Raw genomic sequence first — 14,995 nt, forward strand, 5'->3', positions numbered from 1 at the left:
TCGAGGGTGGCCCGCCGAGTGGTTGTCGGCGGGCCACTCCCGTTTCACCGGGGGAAGATAGCGCTGCCCCACGGTGTTGGGTGCCACTGAGGACTGTCCCCGAGAACGACGAGGAACCCCATGCCGAACGTCCCTGGCGTCAAGCTCAACGACGGCACCACCATCCCGCAGCTCGGCTTCGGTGTGTGGCAGGTGCCCGATGACGTCGTCGGCGCCGCGATCAGCACCGCGCTCGAGGCCGGTTACCGCAGCATCGACACCGCCGCGGCGTACCGCAACGAGACCGGCACCGGTAAGGCCATCGCCGAGTCCGGCCTCCCGCGCGACGAGATCTACGTGACCACGAAGCTCTGGAACACCGACCAGGGCTACGACCCGACGCTGCGCGCCTTCGACGCCAGCCTGCAGCGCCTCGGCCTGGAGCAGGTGGACCTGTACCTGATCCACTGGCCCACCCCCTCGCGCGACACCTACGTCGACACCTGGCGGGCGTTCGAGAAGATCCGCGCCGACGGCCGGGCCCGCTCGATCGGCGTCTCCAACTTCCACGTCCCGCACCTGCGCAGGCTCTTCGACGAGACCGACGTGGTGCCGGTGCTCAACCAGGTCGAGCTGCACCCGAACCTGCCGCAGGCCGAGCTGCGCGCCTTCCACGCCGAGCACGGCATCGCGACTGAGGCGTGGAGCCCGCTGGCCTCCGGCGCGCTGCTGGCCGACCCGGCGGTCACCGCGCTGGCCGACAAGCACGGGAAGAGCACCGCGCAGGTGCTGCTGCGGTGGCACGTGCAGCTGGGCAACGTGGTGATCCCCAAGTCGGTCACCCCGGCCCGGATCAGCGCGAACATCGAGGTCTTCGACTTCGAGCTCGACGCCGACGACCTGGCGGTGCTGGCCGGGCTGGACAACGGGCAGCGGGTCGGCCCGGACCCCGAGCGGTTCAACGGGTAACGGTGAATTTCCTCCCGCATCACTCGGGTTGACGCATTTCCAACCCCTAATAGAGTGCATTGCGCCTGGCGCGGACACGGACCGGCATATCCGTCGCGCGGAAAGGACGTGATGTCACGACATCGGGGGCATGTGAGCGGCAGACGAGTGAGCGTGGGGGTGATCGCGTTAGGGCTGGTGTCCCTGCTGGTGCTCGGCTGGGCCGGGTGGGGGTGGATCGGTGACCACTTCGACCGGGCGGCCGCGCGCGAGCAGGGCTGCCCGGCGGGCGCGGAGGTGCTCCGGGTGGCGGTGACCCCCTCGGCCGAGCGGCCGGTCCGGGAGGCCGCCAACCGGTGGAACTCCGGGTCCACCGTGGTCGGCGAGCACTGCGTGCGGGTCAACATCAGCTCGGCGGAGTCGCCGCGCGCCTACGCCGGGCTCACCGGGGAGTGGAACACCCGGGAGCTCGGCGACCGCCCGGACGCGTGGCTGCCGGAGTCGTCGCTGTGGACCGACCGGCTCGCCGCCACCGACGACGCGCTGCTCGCCGCCGCGCCGGAGCCGGTCGCCAGCAGCCCGGTCGTGCTCGCCGCGCCGGAACCCGCGGCCACGGTGTTCACGAACGCCGCGCGGTTCCGGTGGTCGGAGCTGGCCGGGCTGACCTCGGACACCAGTGGCTGGACCCGGTTCGGCAAACCGGACTGGGGTCGGCTCACGGTCGCGTTGCCGTCGCCGCTGACCAACCCGGCGAGCGCTCTAGCGGTGCAGAGCGCGCTCGTGGGTGTGGCGCAAGAGAGCCCGGTTACGCAGAACGTGCTTGCTAGACAACCGGTTGAGGCAGCGTTGGGGGCGTTGGCGCGGGCACAACCGTCTGACGTGCCTGACACGACTCGGGCCGCGTTGGCCGCGTTGGGCGAGAGCCCGGACATGGCCGACGCCCCGTACAGCGCGGTCGCGACTCTGGAGGTCGACCTGTTCCGCCGCAACCTCGGCGACGACGGACGACCCGCGTCGAAGCGGCCGCTGTGGGAGGTCGTCGCCACGGGACCGACGCCGGTGGCGGACTTCCCGTTCGTGGCGCTGACCGGCGCCGACGTGGGACCGGTGCGGACCGAGGCGGCCGACCGGTTCCGCGCGTTCCTGCAGGCGCCCGAGCAGCAGCGCGAGTTCTCCCGCGCCGGGCTGCGCGGCAAGGACGCCCCGGACCGGCCGACGGCGGCGATGGGCATGAGCTGGGGCGAGGTCGTGCCCGGGTTCGCCAGGTCGGACCCCAACACCACGCAGCGGATCGCGACCACGTGGGCCAACGCCGTGGAGGGCGGCGGCATCGTGACCATCATGGTCGACGTGTCGCGCACCATGGGCGGCGACGGCGGCGACGGGCGGAGCAGGCTCGACTGGGTCAAGGACGCGCTGAAGGGCTACACGGACTACACCGTCTCCGGCTCTCTTGGCCTGTGGCCGTTCTCGCGCTCCCTTGAGAAGGGAAAGCCTTACGCGGTAGCGGTACCGACAGGTCCTGTGACCAACCGGCGTGCGTCGCTACATGTCGCGATCGACGGTCTTACACCCAACGGTGCCACGGACTTCTATGAGTCGGTGGCCGCTGGATACCGCTCTGCCGTTCAGGGTTACGTTCCCGGGCGCCGGAACCAGTTGGTGGTCATCACCGACGGTGGCGCTGACGGCGCGATGTCGTTGTCCCAGGCCAAGGCCGCGATCCGGCGCGTGTCGGAGAAGGACAAGCCGGTGCCGGTCGACGTGATCGCCATCGGCCGTGACCCGGACCGCGCGGCGCTGCGCGACCTGGCCACGTCGACCGGCGGGACGCTGACCGTGCTGCCGGACGCGCGGGGCGTCGTCGGCGCGCTGGGGCAGGCCGTCACCGTCCGGGACTGACCCCTGTGGATGAACGGCGACGGCCGCTCGGGGCTTGGCCCTAGGATCCAGGGCATGCGGAAACCGATCATCCACGCGCTCGTCGTCGCCGCGCTGCTCGCGGTGGCGGCGTGCGGTTCGGACGCGGCGAGCACCCCGACGGGGTCTCCTGGCCCAGGGGCATCTGCCTCGGAGTCGGCCCCGGTCTCGTCGGCGGGCAACCCCGCGGGCAGCGGGCTGGTCACCGCCAAGGTGCCGGTGGAGCTGCGGCCGGTGGTCTCGGTCAAGCCGGGTATGGAGGTGTCCGGTCCGGACCAGGTGATCGGCCCGGACGACACCGTCTACACGCTGGGGCCGTCGATCGGCCAGTTCCCCGAGTTCAAGTCGGTGCGCGCGGAGCGGACGGACTTCGGCTGGGTGGTCACCATCGAGCTGACCGCGGCGACCTCGGCGGTGTTCGCCCAGTGGACGACCGCGCACGTCGGCGAGCAGCTGGCGGTGATGGTGGACGGGACCATGGTGTCGGCGCCCACCATCCAGGCGCCGATCACCGGGGGCTCGGTGCAGATCTCCGGCAACTTCACCGAGGAGTCGGCCAAGCGCCTCGTCGCGGAGATCACCGGCTCGTGATCGTCGAGATCTACACCGACGGCGCCTGCGCGCCCAACCCCGGCCCCGGCGGCTGGGGCGCGGTCCTGCGCTACGGCACCCACGAGCGCGAGCTCTCCGGCGGGTCGGCCGAGGAGACCACGAACAACCGGATGGAGCTGATGGCGCCGATCCAGGCGCTGGAGACGCTGACCCGGCGGTCGACGGTGAGGCTGTACACCGACAGCACGTACGTGCGCAACGGCATCACCAAGTGGGTGAGCCGCTGGCGGGCCAACGGCTGGAAGACCTCGGCGCGCGAACCGGTGAAGAACGTCGACCTGTGGCAGCGCCTGGAAGAGGCCGTCGCCAAGCACGACGTGGAGTGGCACTGGGTCAAGGGCCACAGCGGCCACCCGGAGAACGAACGCGCCGACCAGCTCGCGGTCGCGGGCATGCGCGCGGTACTCGCGAGTGGGTGATCCGCCGGTGGACGCCTCGAAGGCGCGCATGCTCGGGCACGAGTGGTACCTGGACTCGCCCGCGCTCGCGGAGGAACGCCGACAGTGCTGGCGGCAGCTGGACCGCTTCAACGCCACGGGCGCGGATGATGACGAGTTGCGCCAAGAGATCCTCAGCGGCCTCTTCGCGGAGTTCGGTCCCGGCGCGGTAGTGCTACCTCGCTTCCAGTGCAGCTACGGCACTTTGACCCGGGTCGGCGCTAGAACCTTCGTCAACAGCGACGCCCTCTTCATGGACGACGGCGGCATCACCATCGGCGCGGACGTGCGCATCGGCCCTAGAGTTCAACTCCTGACCGCCACCCACCCGACCACCGACCACGACCGCCGCCGCGAAGGCTGGGAACGCCCGCTCCCCATCACCATCGGCGACAACACCTGGCTCGGCGGCGGCGTCATCGTCTGCCCTGGCGTCCGCATCGCCGATAACGCGGTGGTCGGCGCGGGTAGCGTCGTCACGCACGACATCCCCGGCCACGCCTTGGCCGTCGGTAACCCTGCCCGGGTCGTCAGGCGGCTTTGACAGGGATCGTCCATTTAGGCCAGTGCGAATTCGACGACGAGAAGGCACTTGCTCGCGATCAAGGCGGCATTCGATACGCTCGGGAGCGTCTAGGAAGAGGCACATGTGTCGCGCTGATGATCTTCTACTGGTCGACTCGGCACCGTCGGCCCCGTGCTCCGATCTGGCGCACCGACCCGGGCGGATGCCAGGTCAACATCAACGAGCTAGGTCACCCAGTGTTCACCACCGCAGCCCTTGGGTGACTTTGATCGAACACCTGTGTCACTGTCGGGTGCCATGCTCGCCGAGCCCTAGGCTGTGCCGGTGACACTCCAGATCCCGGATATCCAGAACTACGGCGTGGTCTTCACCCGCCGGTGGGTGGTTGAGGTGCTGCTCGACCTGACTGGTTACACCGTTGAGCGTGATCTTGGTTCCCTGCGCCTGGTGGAGCCGTCATGTGGCTCCGGGGCTTTCCTTGGTCCCGTAGTAGAACGCCTCGTGGCGAGCGCAAAAGCTCATGAACGCGAGTTCTCCTCGCTCGGTGGTGCGCTCAGGGCGTACGACGTCCAAGCCGACCACGTCAAAGTCTCCCAGGAGCTCTGTCGTGATCGCTTGATCACCGCTGGCGTGCCCGGACCCACGGCAACCAGTCTCGTCGAGGAGTGGATCAACGAGGCCGACTTCCTGCTGCCCGAGGTCGATGGACACGCTGCCGATGTCGTGGTTGGAAACCCGCCGTACATCCGCTACGACGACCTCCCCGATGGTCTAGCAGCGCAGTACCGCCGCGCTTGGCCGACGATGCGCGGCCGAGGCGACATCTACGTCGGGTTCATCGAACGGTCGTTGCGGCTGCTGAAGCCCGGCGGCAAGGTCGGCTTGATCTGCGCCGACCGGTGGATGAGGAACCAGTACGGGGCGGACTTGCGCGAGTTGGTGGCTCGGGATTACGCCGTGGAGCACGTCTGGACGATGCACGACGTCGATGCGTTCGAGTTGAGGGTTTCGGCGTACCCGGCGATAATAGTGCTCGGCAATCGTGCCCAAGGCCCAGTTGTGGTGGCAGACACTACCGGCGAGTTCGGGGCTTCAAGCGCGTGCGCACTTGTGAAAGCGGCTCAAGCTGATGACTTTCGGGAATTCTCCGATATTGGGGTGAAGGCGCACCGACTCCCGCATTGGTTTGATGGTGGTGAATTGTGGCCGACCGGTTCTCCGGCCCGCCTCGCGTTGATCGAGTATTTGAACGATCGATTCTATCCTTTGCACGATGCGACAACTGGAACAAAGGTGTCCATCGGTGTTGCTACTGGTGCGGACAAGATATATGTCACAAAGGATTCCGCCATTGCCGAACCGGATCGCATCCTGCCTCTGGCGATGCGTTGCGATCTCGCGTCTGGTGTCTTCGAATGGCAGGGCAATTATTTGCTCAATCCGTGGAGAGATGACGGAACTCTGATTTCATTGAGTGACTACCCACGTATGAATGCCTATCTTTCGAAATATCCGAGTTTGCGCGATCGCTTTGTGGCCAAGAAAGATTCAGCGTCGTGGTATCGAACTATCGATAAAGTGCAACCCGGGCTCGTGGACAGGCCGAAGCTGTTGATTCAGGATATGAAAACTACCATTCATCCGGTGTTGGATGTAGGTGGTCACTATCCGCATCACAATCTCTACTATGTTATTTCGGATGTGTGGGACATGGAAATACTTGGCGGCCTGCTGCTGTCGCGGATCGCGCAGGCGTTCATCGAGGCATACTGCGTGCGGATGCGCGGTGGTACTCTCCGTTTTCAAGCCCAGTATCTCAAACGTATCCGGGTTCCCAGGCCTGACGGTATCGCCCCGCCCATCCAGGAAGCTTTGCGTTTGGCGTTCCGGAGTCGGGATTCGTTGGCTGCGACGAGGGCGGCAGCCGCTGCCTATGGCATCGACCTGCAAGATTGGGAACTGGGGCCTACTATCAACGCAGAGGACGAGGCGTGACGACCAGTTACGAGGACTATGATTTGGCGATCCGGGCGTTCTGGGCGGGACGTGACCTGCAGGCGCAAAAACAGGTTGAATCGGGTAGGGCCGATGCGGGCACTCGCGGATCTGTGACTGGTGGACAACATCTTGCGGCACTGCAGCAGTTGATCGCGCGCGAGTTTTATCCGCTTGCCGAAACCGGCATCGATGTCTCTGAGGTTGCTATTCGTTACAAGGGTGCCATTCCGCTTCCCGGGTACTACCGACGTACCAAGAGTTGGGACGTTGTGGTGACCTACAAAGGTATTCTGGTGGCGGCTATTGAGTGTAAGTCGCAGGTCGGTTCGTTTGGCAAAAACTTTAATAATCGGACCGAGGAAGCCATTGGCAACGCTGTAGATTTACGGCGTGCTTACCAGGCCGGACTTGTTGGCCCTCTCGAACCATGGATCGGGTTCGTGTTTGTGATTGAACATGCGCCGGACTCGACTCTGATTGACCTCAACAAGGGCGGGAGGGCGATATATCGAGCCGATCCCTTGTTTGACGGATCCTCATATGTGAGTCGCTATCAGATACTGCTTCAGCGCCTGGTCCGTGAACGATTGTACGATGCCGCCTGCCTCGTCACCTCGGTAAAAGGTGAGGGTATTCATAGTGAACCAATTGCGGAAGTTTCTACACGCAATTTTGCGGAGGCTATCGCGGAACGGATCGCGTACATCAAGGGGCTGGCTTAGTTCGCTCTGTCAGCGATTTCTGCCCCCTGAGCCCTCGTCGAATTCGCTCTCATGATCTACTCGCCGCCGTCGGTCCCCGCGGCTCGGTAGGAGCGGGCGATGATGGCGCGCAGGGCCGTTGGGTCGGCCTCGTCGACGCGTTTGAGGTAGAGGCAGGACTTGCCGGTGCTGTGCTTGCCCAGGGTGGTCAGCAGGTCCGCGTAGTCGTCCAGGGAACCGGTTAGGTAGAGCACTGTCTGGGCCTTGCGCGGGGAGAAGCCGACCGCGACCGTGACGCCTTCTGTGCCGGTCTCGTAGCGGTAGTGGCGGGATCCGAAGCCGATGATCGACGTTCCCCACAGCACCGCCGGGTGGCTGGTCACCTCGGTCATCAGCGCCACCAGCGACTCGGCGTCCGCGCGGCGGCGGGCGTCCGGGATGGTGGTCAGGAACTCGGGGACGTCACTCGTGGTGGGTTCCACCGTCGACCTCGCTCAACAGTTCGCGGCACAGGGTGATCAGCCGGGCTCGTAGTGGGGTCGCGCGTTCGGTGAACGCGGACTGCGCGCGAACGTACTCCGCCCGGCCCCGTTCTGTCTCGATCCGCACGGGTTCGTAGCCCAGGTCGGACAGGTCGTAGGGGCTGGCGCGCATGTCCAGCGTCCGCACGTCCACGGCCAGGTCGAAGCAGTCCGCTACCAGCGAGGACGGCGTGAACGGGTCGAGTTTGTAGGCCCACTTGAACAGGTCCATGTTCGCGTGCAGGCAGCCCGGCTGTTCCAGCTCCACCTGCGCTTCCCGGCTGGGCTCCAGGGTGTTGAGCGGACGCGCGGGCGGGGTGAAGAACCGGTAGGCGTCGAAGTGGCTGCACTTGATGGTGGACGACTCCACGACGTCGTCGGTCCCGGTCGGTCCCAGGCGGAGCGGCCAGGCGTGGCGCACGTCCTGGGTCCGGTAGACCATTGCCCACTCGTGCAGGCCGAAGCAGCCCAGGCGCGGAGGGCGGGAAGCGGTGGCCGACAGCAGGGCGAGGACGAACTCCGCCGTGGCCTTGCGACCGGGGGACAGCGGGCCGAGCGTCACACCGTCCGCGGTCTCCCGGTAGGCGGACCAGCGGAGGTAGTCACGGGCGGAGTCGCCCGCCAGGACCACACCGGGGCCGGGGTGCCAGCGCTCCAGGTGGGCGGGCCGGTGCGAGTAGTACGTGAACAGGAAGTCCAGGACCGGGTGCTTCTCCTTGCGCCGCCTGCGTTCCTGGTGCGGGTCGGTCCACTGGCGCACGCGGGCGACGTGGGCCTCGCGCAGGGCGTGCCAGGCGGGTTCGGGCAGCACGCCCTCAGGAGCCGTCACCGATGTGTGTCCCGTCGCGCACCGTGCCCACGTACTCCTCCACCAGGTCCTCCAGCGCCACCACGCCGAGCACCTCGCGGTCGGCCGAGACGGCCTTGGCGAGGTGGCTCTGGGTCCGCCGCAGCGCGGCGAGCGCCTCGTCGAGCCGGGAGTCGGCGGGCAGTTCCGGCAGCCCGCGCACCCGCGACCAGGCCACCCTAGTGGCCGGGTCGGAGTCGACCTGGTCCAGGACGTCCTTGACGTGGACGTAGCCGTTGAGCGCGCCGTCGGGCATGCGGACCGGGAAGCGGGAGAAGCCGGTCTCGGCGACCGCGTCGGCGACCGCGCCCACCGTCGGCGGGTGCGGCACCGTCTTGAGCTTCTCCAGCGGCACCAGCACCTCGGCGACCGTGCGCCCGGCCGAGGACAGCGTGTTGGTCAGCCGCCGGTGCTCGGAGTCGTCGAGCAGGCCCTCGCGGCGGGACTCGGCGATCAGCGTGGCGAGCTCGTCGGAGGTGTAGGAGTTCTCCAGCTCCTCGCGCGGCTCCACCCCGAAGCGGCGCAGCACCGCGGTGGAGATCGTGGTGAACATGCCAAGCAGCGGGCGGACCAGCTTGCAGAACGCCAGGTGGACCGGCACCAGCGTGGTCGCGGCGCGTTCCGGACCGGCGATGGCCAGGTTCTTGGGCACCATCTCGCCCAGCACCGTGTGCAGGGTGACCACGACGCCGAGCGCCAGCGCGAACGCCACCCCGTGCACGACCGCCTCCGGCAGCCCGAGCGCCCCGAAGGGACCTTCGAGCAGGTGCGCGATGGCCGGTTCGGCGAGCGCGCCCAGCCCGAGCGAGCACACCGTCACGCCCAGCTGCGCGCCCGCGATCAGCAGCGGCAGCTGCCTGCCCGCTTCGATCGCGGCGGCCGCGCGGGTGTCGCCGTCCCTGGCCAGCGCCTCCAGCCGGTCGCGGCGCGCGGTGATGATCGCGAACTCGGCGCCGACGAAGAACGCGTTGCCCAGCAACAGCAGCAGGGTGGCACCCAGGGCCAGCACGTCGCTCACGTGCTCACCCCCGGCAGCCGCGCCACGCGCAGCTCGGCGACCCGGTGCCGGTCCATCCGCAGCACCGTGATCCGCCAGCCGTCGACCCGGATCTCGTCGTTGACCTCGGGGATGCGCCCCAGGTTGGTCAGCACCAGGCCCGCCACCGTCTCGTACTCCCCGCTGGGCATCCGGAACCCGGTCGCCTCGGCCAGCTCGTCGTCGCGCAGCAGCCCGGAGACCAGCCAGCTGTCGCGGCCCAGCGGCCGGACCGGGTTGACCTCGCCGCGGTCGTGCTCGTCGCGCACGTCGCCGACGATCTCCTCGATCAGGTCCTCCAGGGTGACCAGCCCCGCCGTGCCGCCGTACTCGTCGACCACCACGGCGACCTGCAGGCCGGACCCGCGCAGCCGGTCGAGCAGCACGTCACCGCCCAGCGTCTCGGGCACCGTCGGCACCGGCCTGGCCAGCGCGGCCACCGTCGTCACGGCCCGCTGCTCGCGCGGCACGCCGAACACCTGCTTGACGTGCACGACCCCGTGCACGTCGTCGAGGTCGCCGCCGTGCACCGGGAACCGGGAGAACCCGCTGCTGCGGGCCAGGTCCACCAGGTCGACCACGGTCGCGTCCGCGCGCAGGGCCTGCACCCGCACCCGCGGCGTCATCAGCTCGTCGGCCGTGCGGTCGCCGAAGCGCAGCGACCGGCTCAGCAGGGTCGCGGTGCCGGTGTCGATCGCGCCGGCCGCCGCGCTGGAGCGGACCAGACCACCCAGCTCCTGCGGGGACCGCGCCGAGCGCAGCTCCTCCTGCGGCTCGACGCCGAGGCCGCGCACGATCCAGTTCGCCGACCCGTTGAGCGCGTTGATCAGCCAGCGGAACACCGACGCGAACACGGCTTGGGCGCCGGCGACCGCGCGCGCGGTGGGCAGCGGCCGGGCGATGGCCAGGTTCTTGGGCACCAGCTCGCCGAACACCATCGACAGCGACGTCGCCACCAACAGCGCGATCACCAGCCCGATCGCGTCCACCGCGGTCTCGCCCATGCCGGTCAGCGCCAGCAGCGGCTCGACCAGCGCGGCCAGCGCCGGTTCGGCGATGTAGCCGGTGATCAGCGTGGTGATGGTGATGCCGAGCTGGGCGGCGGAGAGCTGGAACGACAGCGACCGGTGCGCGCGCCAGATGGCCAGCGCCCGCCGGTCGCCGACCTGCTCGGCGTGGTGGTCGACCTGGCTGCGCTCGAGCGTGGTCAGCGAGAACTCGGCCGCGACGAACAACGCCGTGCCCGCGGTCAGCCCGCAGACCGCGAGCAGCCCGAGGGCACTGAGCAGGAACGCGGTCACCGAGCACCCCGCTCGGGTTGTTGGCCTAGCTGGCCGCCGGGACTCTCTCCCGGCCCGCTACTGCGGCCCGGCCTCTTCTTCTGCGCCTTGCGCACGGGAAGCCGCACTCCTCGGGTTTGTTCTGACGAACCGGCCCAGTCTAGAGCGATCGGACCCCGGTTGGCGTGGGTGGAGTCGCGTGCGACACGCCGCGATCAACCCGATGGGTGCCACCGCGGGTCCCGGCCGAGCAGCGCGACCAGCCGCGTCGGCGGGTCGGCGTCGGCGGGAACCGGCACCGGCGGACCGAAGATGCCCGCGTCCCGCCACTGGTCGACCTGGTCGGTGAACTCCGCGAGCAGCGCGAGCGCGAGGTCGTCGCCGATCACCGCGTCGTGGCCGGTGGCGGTCGCGAGGTCCCAGCCGTGCACGGCCAGGTCGAGGACCATCTGCCAGCGGTAGTCCACCGCCGGGCTGGAACCGCTGCTCAGGTGCACCTCGCGGTCATCGGGCACCCCGTCCCAGGCCCGCCGGGACACCTCGGACGCGGAGGTCCAGGCGGCCAGTGGGTCGTCGCCGACGAGGTCGCCGTCGTAGCGGTCGCCGACCTGCTCGATGGTCTCCCCGGCCACCAGGTGCGGCACCCAGAGCTGCTCGGACACCAGGTGGTTCACCAATTCCCTGGTCGACCAGTCCGCGCACGGGGTCGGCGCCGACCAGTCGGTCACCTGGTGCGCGGCCCGGTCGAACACGTCCCTGGCCTGGTCGTGGGCGGCGCTCGGTTCCATGGTCCCCAGTTCAGCAAACTCCGGCGGGTCCCGCCCGACGCACCCCGGCCAGCACCCCGACCCCGGCAGCGAGCAGTTGCAGGCAGGCGGTGACGGTGATCGCGGTCGCCGACCCCACCGCGGGTACCAGCCACCCGCCCGCTGCGGCGCCGAGAGAGAAGGCGCCGATCTTGAGGCTGGCGCCCGTGGTGGACACCTGGGCCAGCAGCGTGCCGGGGGTGTGCCGCTGCCGGGTCGCCATGATCGCGGGCAGCGCCAACCCCTCGGCCAGACCCGCGGCGGCGGCGAACGCGAGCGTCCAGATGACACTGTCCACGACCGGCCAGGCCAACATCAGCGCGCCGAACGTGGCCGTGCTGACCACAACGGTCATTTGAGGGCGTGGGCCCGCGATGAACCTGCCGAGCGTGGCCACCGCGACGAGGCACCCGACCTCCATCGCCGTCCACACATAACCAGCGGCCGCGCGGTCTTGGCCCAAGTCCTGCATCCGCAGCGGTAGCGCTGTCGCGAGCACACCAACCGACCCGTAGCCCATGACGGTCGTCAGTGTCGCGCCACGCAGGGGAGGGGTATGGACCAAGTGGGTCAGTCCCGCTCGGACTGTCCGCAGCAGCGACGGGTGGTGGTCATCGGACACGCCTGACACCGGCGGTAGGAACAACGTGCACACAGAGCCGGATAGCGCCAACGCCGCGATCAGCCAGACCGCCGCCGCCGGACTCGCTACAGCCGCCACCGTCCCAGCCATAGCGGGACCGGCGATAGCGCCGATGTTGAACGTGGCCGCGTCCACCGCGTTAGCCCTGGGCAGCCGTTCCGATGGGACCAACTTCGGGACGAGGCTGGAGTAACCGCCACTGGTGAGCGGTAGCGCCAACCCCGTCAGTGCCGCGAGTACGAACTGCACCACCGGGACCCTGCCGACAGTGGACACCAAACCGACGCAGGTCAGCGCCAACAGAACGCCACCGGCGGCCAGCACACCCCGCCGGTACGGCACGCGGTCCAGCCAGGCCCCGAGAACCGGACCGGACACAATGGAAGGCAGCGTGTACGCGGTCACCGTTGCCCCCGCCAGCGCCGGGCTGCCGGTGCGGTCCAAGACCAACAGGACCACCGCGACCGCGACCATCTCGTCGGCGACCCGCGCCAAGGCGGCCGCGGCGACGTACGCGCGCAAGGAAACCGTCATCCCCGAGTCGCCGTCATCCCTGAGTCCACTTATATCGCTGCGCTGATGCCGTACTGGGATCTGCCACGCGGGCATCGTCTAGGTCGCGCGCCGGTGCCGTCGAACGGATTCCTCCACAAGGTCGAGCACCGGGTCCATGTCGTCGGCGGGCAGGCCCATCGCCAGGTGCGACACCAGGCCCTCCAGCACCAGTTCCAGGAACGCGGTCAGCACGTCGACGTCCACGTCGTCACGCAGGTTGCCCGCCTCGCGCTGGCGCAGCAGGCGCTCGCGCGTCGCGACGGTCAGCTGTTCCGAGCGTTCCGCCCACCGGGACCGGAACTCCGGGTCCGTGCGCAGCCGCCGCGACACCTCTAGCCTCGTACCGAGCCAGTCGGCGGGGTTGAGCGCCGCGCCGTTGGCCGACGGGGTGGACGACAGCAGCTCCCGCATCACCTGCACGAGGCCTTGGGCGGCCACCACCTCGGTCATCCGGAGCACGTCGTCCTCAGCGAGGGCGAGGAACAGGGACTCCTTGTCGCGGAAGTGGTGGAAGATGGCACCTCGGGACAGTCCGGTAGCCTCTTCCAGCCTGCGGACGGTGGCCCCCTCGTACCCGTGGCGGGCGAAACACGACCGGGCCCCGTCGAGGATCTGGCGCCGTCGCGCGTCGAGATGGTCTTGGCTCACCCTGGGCACCCGTCGATGGTGTCAGCCCGGCGGCGGCGAAGCAATCCGTACGTACGTTTTGGGATAGCGGCGCACATCACGCCCACCACCGGAAACCCGATCGGCCCAGCGGGTTCGTGCGGCTGTCGGTGCCCGCGTGTAGCGTCGATTCCCGGTACAGCGGGAAAGAAAGGAGTGATCACCTTATGTCCGCTTCGCGCGAGACCGCGGCGCCTGAGCGCAGCCGGTTGCGGGCCAGAGTGGAGGCCGAGGCGTATGTCGCCTCGGTCTGCTTCAAGCACGGACCGCCCTGTCTGCTGGGCGTCGAGTTGGAGTGGGTCGTGCACCACCGCGACGACCCCGGGCGGCGACTCGACCCCGACCACCTCGCCGCCGCGCTCGGCCAGCACAGCCCCACGACGCTCCGCCCCGACAGCCCTTGGCTCCCGTTGCCATCGGGCTCCCCGGTCACCCTCGAGCCAGGTGGCCAGGTCGAGATCTCCTCGCTCCCCGCACCCGCCCTCGGCAGCCTGGTCGACGTCGTCACGGCCGACCACCGCTACCTCGCCGACCTCCTCGGCCGCGCGGGCCTCGTGCTCGGTGGCCGCGGCCTCGACGCGCACCGGTCCCCGCGCCGCGTCCTCGACACCCCCCGCTACGCGGCGATGGAACGCGCCTTCGCCCCGATCGGCGAGCACGGCATCACCATGATGTGCGCCAGCGCGGGCCTGCAGGTCTGCCTGGACGTCGGCTTACCCGCCGACGTGCCCGCCAGGTGGGCCGCGCTCAACTCGCTCGGCCCCGTCCTGATCGGACTGTTCGCCAACTCGCCCGACCTGGCCGGGGAACCGACCGGCTGGGCGTCCGCGCGGACGCTGCACGTGCTCGGCGTCGACCCGCGCCGGTCCCGGCCGGTCCCGATCACCGACGACCCGGCCCAGGCCTGGGCCGAGTACGTGCTCGACGCGCCGCTGCTGTGCGTGCGGCGGCCGGACGGGGCCTGGGACGCCCCGAGCGGGGTCACCTTCGCCGACTGGATCGGTGGCGCGCTCGAGCACCCGCCCACCGTCGACGACCTCGACTACCACATCTCCACGCTGTTCCCGCCGGTCCGCCCGCACGGCTACTTCGAGGTCCGCTACCTCGACGCCCAGGACGGCGACGACTGGGTGGCACCGGCGGCGCTGCTGGTGGCGCTGATGGACGACCGGGCCACGGTCGACGCCGTGGTCGCCGCGTGCGAGCCGGTCGCCGACCGGTGGCTCGACGCCGCCCGGCTCGGCCTCGCCGACCCGGACCTGCGCCGCGCCGCCCGCCAGGTGCTGGACCTGGGCATCCCGGCGGTCGCGGCCCTCGACCTACCCGCGCCGCACGCCGCCAACACCACCGGCCGGCTGGTGGCCCTGCGCGCCGCTGTGGACACCCCGGGAGTGGACACCCGCGGTACGACCACGCGCGGTACGACCACGCCAGGGGCGGGCACCCCCAAGCCGGGTGCACCAGGAGCGGGCTCACCGGAAGCGGGCACACCGGAAGCGACGAACGGGAGGAAGTCGTGA

Annotated in this window: 15 protein-coding genes; 8 read left to right on the forward strand and 7 right to left on the reverse strand. The window is 69.3% G+C overall.

Annotation, left to right across the window (positions count from 1 at the left end; all coding sequences use genetic code 11):
- Window positions 1-120: 120 nt before the first annotated feature.
- The 7 genes from LV79_RS22145 to LV79_RS22175 all read left to right on the forward strand — a co-directional run bounded on the left by LV79_RS22145 (window position 121) and on the right by LV79_RS22175 (window position 7,142).
- On the forward strand, window positions 121-948 hold the full coding sequence (locus tag LV79_RS22145) for an aldo/keto reductase (protein ID WP_253840099.1): 828 nt from the start codon (window positions 121-123) through the stop codon (window positions 946-948).
- A gap of 153 nt (window positions 949-1,101) precedes the next feature.
- A complete protein-coding gene (locus tag LV79_RS22150; RefSeq protein ID WP_253840100.1) occupies window positions 1,102-2,829 on the forward strand; it encodes a vWA domain-containing protein in 1,728 nt (575 codons plus the stop codon).
- 54 nt (window positions 2,830-2,883) lie between these two features.
- Entirely contained in the window at window positions 2,884-3,438 is a 555-nt protein-coding gene (locus tag LV79_RS22155; RefSeq protein ID WP_253840101.1) for a SecDF P1 head subdomain-containing protein, read from the forward strand.
- A complete protein-coding gene (gene rnhA, locus LV79_RS22160) occupies window positions 3,435-3,878 on the forward strand; it encodes a ribonuclease HI (RefSeq protein WP_253840102.1) in 444 nt (147 codons plus the stop codon). The genes LV79_RS22155 and rnhA overlap by 4 nt, the downstream gene beginning before the upstream one ends.
- A 28-nt stretch (window positions 3,879-3,906) precedes the next feature.
- Complete coding sequence (locus tag LV79_RS22165; protein WP_301321565.1) at window positions 3,907-4,440, forward strand: sugar O-acetyltransferase; 534 nt, start codon at window positions 3,907-3,909, stop codon at window positions 4,438-4,440.
- Window positions 4,441-4,746: 306 nt separating this feature from the next.
- Window positions 4,747-6,417: an Eco57I restriction-modification methylase domain-containing protein gene (locus tag LV79_RS22170; protein ID WP_253840104.1), complete on the forward strand. Its 1,671-nt coding sequence runs from the start codon at window positions 4,747-4,749 to the stop codon at window positions 6,415-6,417.
- Window positions 6,414-7,142 (forward strand): PaeR7I family type II restriction endonuclease, encoded by a 729-nt coding sequence (locus tag LV79_RS22175; protein ID WP_253840105.1) that lies wholly within the window; start codon window positions 6,414-6,416, stop codon window positions 7,140-7,142. Before LV79_RS22170 ends, LV79_RS22175 begins: the two co-directional genes overlap by 4 nt.
- Before the next feature lie 56 nt (window positions 7,143-7,198).
- On the opposite strand, the gene LV79_RS22180 is transcribed toward LV79_RS22175, so the two are convergent.
- The 7 genes from LV79_RS22180 to LV79_RS22210 all read right to left on the reverse strand — a co-directional run bounded on the left by LV79_RS22180 (window position 7,199) and on the right by LV79_RS22210 (window position 13,466).
- Entirely contained in the window at window positions 7,199-7,603 is a 405-nt protein-coding gene (locus LV79_RS22180) for a DUF1801 domain-containing protein (protein ID WP_253840106.1), read from the reverse strand.
- The gene (locus tag LV79_RS22185; RefSeq protein ID WP_253840107.1) at window positions 7,584-8,471 is read right to left on the reverse strand and encodes a 3-methyladenine DNA glycosylase; all 888 of its coding nucleotides are present in this window, start codon (window positions 8,469-8,471) and stop codon (window positions 7,584-7,586) included. The genes LV79_RS22180 and LV79_RS22185 overlap by 20 nt, the downstream gene beginning before the upstream one ends.
- Entirely contained in the window at window positions 8,458-9,507 is a 1,050-nt protein-coding gene (locus LV79_RS22190) for a hemolysin family protein (RefSeq protein WP_253840108.1), read from the reverse strand. Before LV79_RS22190 ends, LV79_RS22185 begins: the two co-directional genes overlap by 14 nt.
- Entirely contained in the window at window positions 9,504-10,826 is a 1,323-nt protein-coding gene (locus tag LV79_RS22195) for a hemolysin family protein (RefSeq protein WP_253840109.1), read from the reverse strand. The genes LV79_RS22190 and LV79_RS22195 overlap by 4 nt, the downstream gene beginning before the upstream one ends.
- A 194-nt stretch (window positions 10,827-11,020) precedes the next feature.
- Window positions 11,021-11,593, reverse strand: a complete 573-nt coding sequence (locus tag LV79_RS22200) for a TIGR03086 family metal-binding protein (protein WP_253840110.1) — start codon at window positions 11,591-11,593, stop codon at window positions 11,021-11,023.
- A 10-nt stretch (window positions 11,594-11,603) separates the two neighbouring features.
- Window positions 11,604-12,788, reverse strand: coding sequence for an MFS transporter (locus LV79_RS22205; RefSeq protein ID WP_253840111.1), 1,185 nt, complete (start codon window positions 12,786-12,788; stop codon window positions 11,604-11,606).
- A 78-nt stretch (window positions 12,789-12,866) separates the two neighbouring features.
- Entirely contained in the window at window positions 12,867-13,466 is a 600-nt protein-coding gene (locus LV79_RS22210) for a TetR/AcrR family transcriptional regulator (RefSeq protein ID WP_253840112.1), read from the reverse strand.
- A 176-nt stretch (window positions 13,467-13,642) separates the two neighbouring features.
- On the opposite strand from LV79_RS22210, the gene egtA reads away from it, so the two are divergent.
- Window positions 13,643-14,995 carry an ergothioneine biosynthesis glutamate--cysteine ligase EgtA gene (gene egtA / locus LV79_RS22215; RefSeq protein ID WP_253840113.1) on the forward strand — a complete coding sequence of 451 codons (1,353 nt, stop codon included), beginning with the start codon at window positions 13,643-13,645 and terminating at the stop codon, window positions 14,993-14,995.

Origin of the sequence: Actinokineospora globicatena (genome assembly GCF_024171945.1) — a bacterium.
Taxonomy (GTDB): Bacteria; Actinomycetota; Actinomycetes; order Mycobacteriales; family Pseudonocardiaceae; genus Actinokineospora; species Actinokineospora globicatena.

Excerpts from the sequence above, each read along its gene's own strand:
- LV79_RS22145 (WP_253840099.1), top strand. The coding sequence starts at position 121 with ATGCCGAACGTCCCTGGCGTCAAGCTCAACGACGGCACCACCATCCCG.
- LV79_RS22155 (WP_253840101.1), top strand. The coding sequence starts at position 2,884 with ATGCGGAAACCGATCATCCACGCGCTCGTCGTCGCCGCGCTGCTCGCG.
- LV79_RS22165 (WP_301321565.1), top strand. The coding sequence starts at position 3,907 with ATGCTCGGGCACGAGTGGTACCTGGACTCGCCCGCGCTCGCGGAGGAA.
- LV79_RS22200 (WP_253840110.1), bottom strand. The coding sequence starts at position 11,593 with ATGGAACCGAGCGCCGCCCACGACCAGGCCAGGGACGTGTTCGACCGG.
- LV79_RS22205 (WP_253840111.1), bottom strand. The coding sequence starts at position 12,788 with ATGACGGTTTCCTTGCGCGCGTACGTCGCCGCGGCCGCCTTGGCGCGG.
- egtA (WP_253840113.1), top strand. The coding sequence starts at position 13,643 with ATGTCCGCTTCGCGCGAGACCGCGGCGCCTGAGCGCAGCCGGTTGCGG.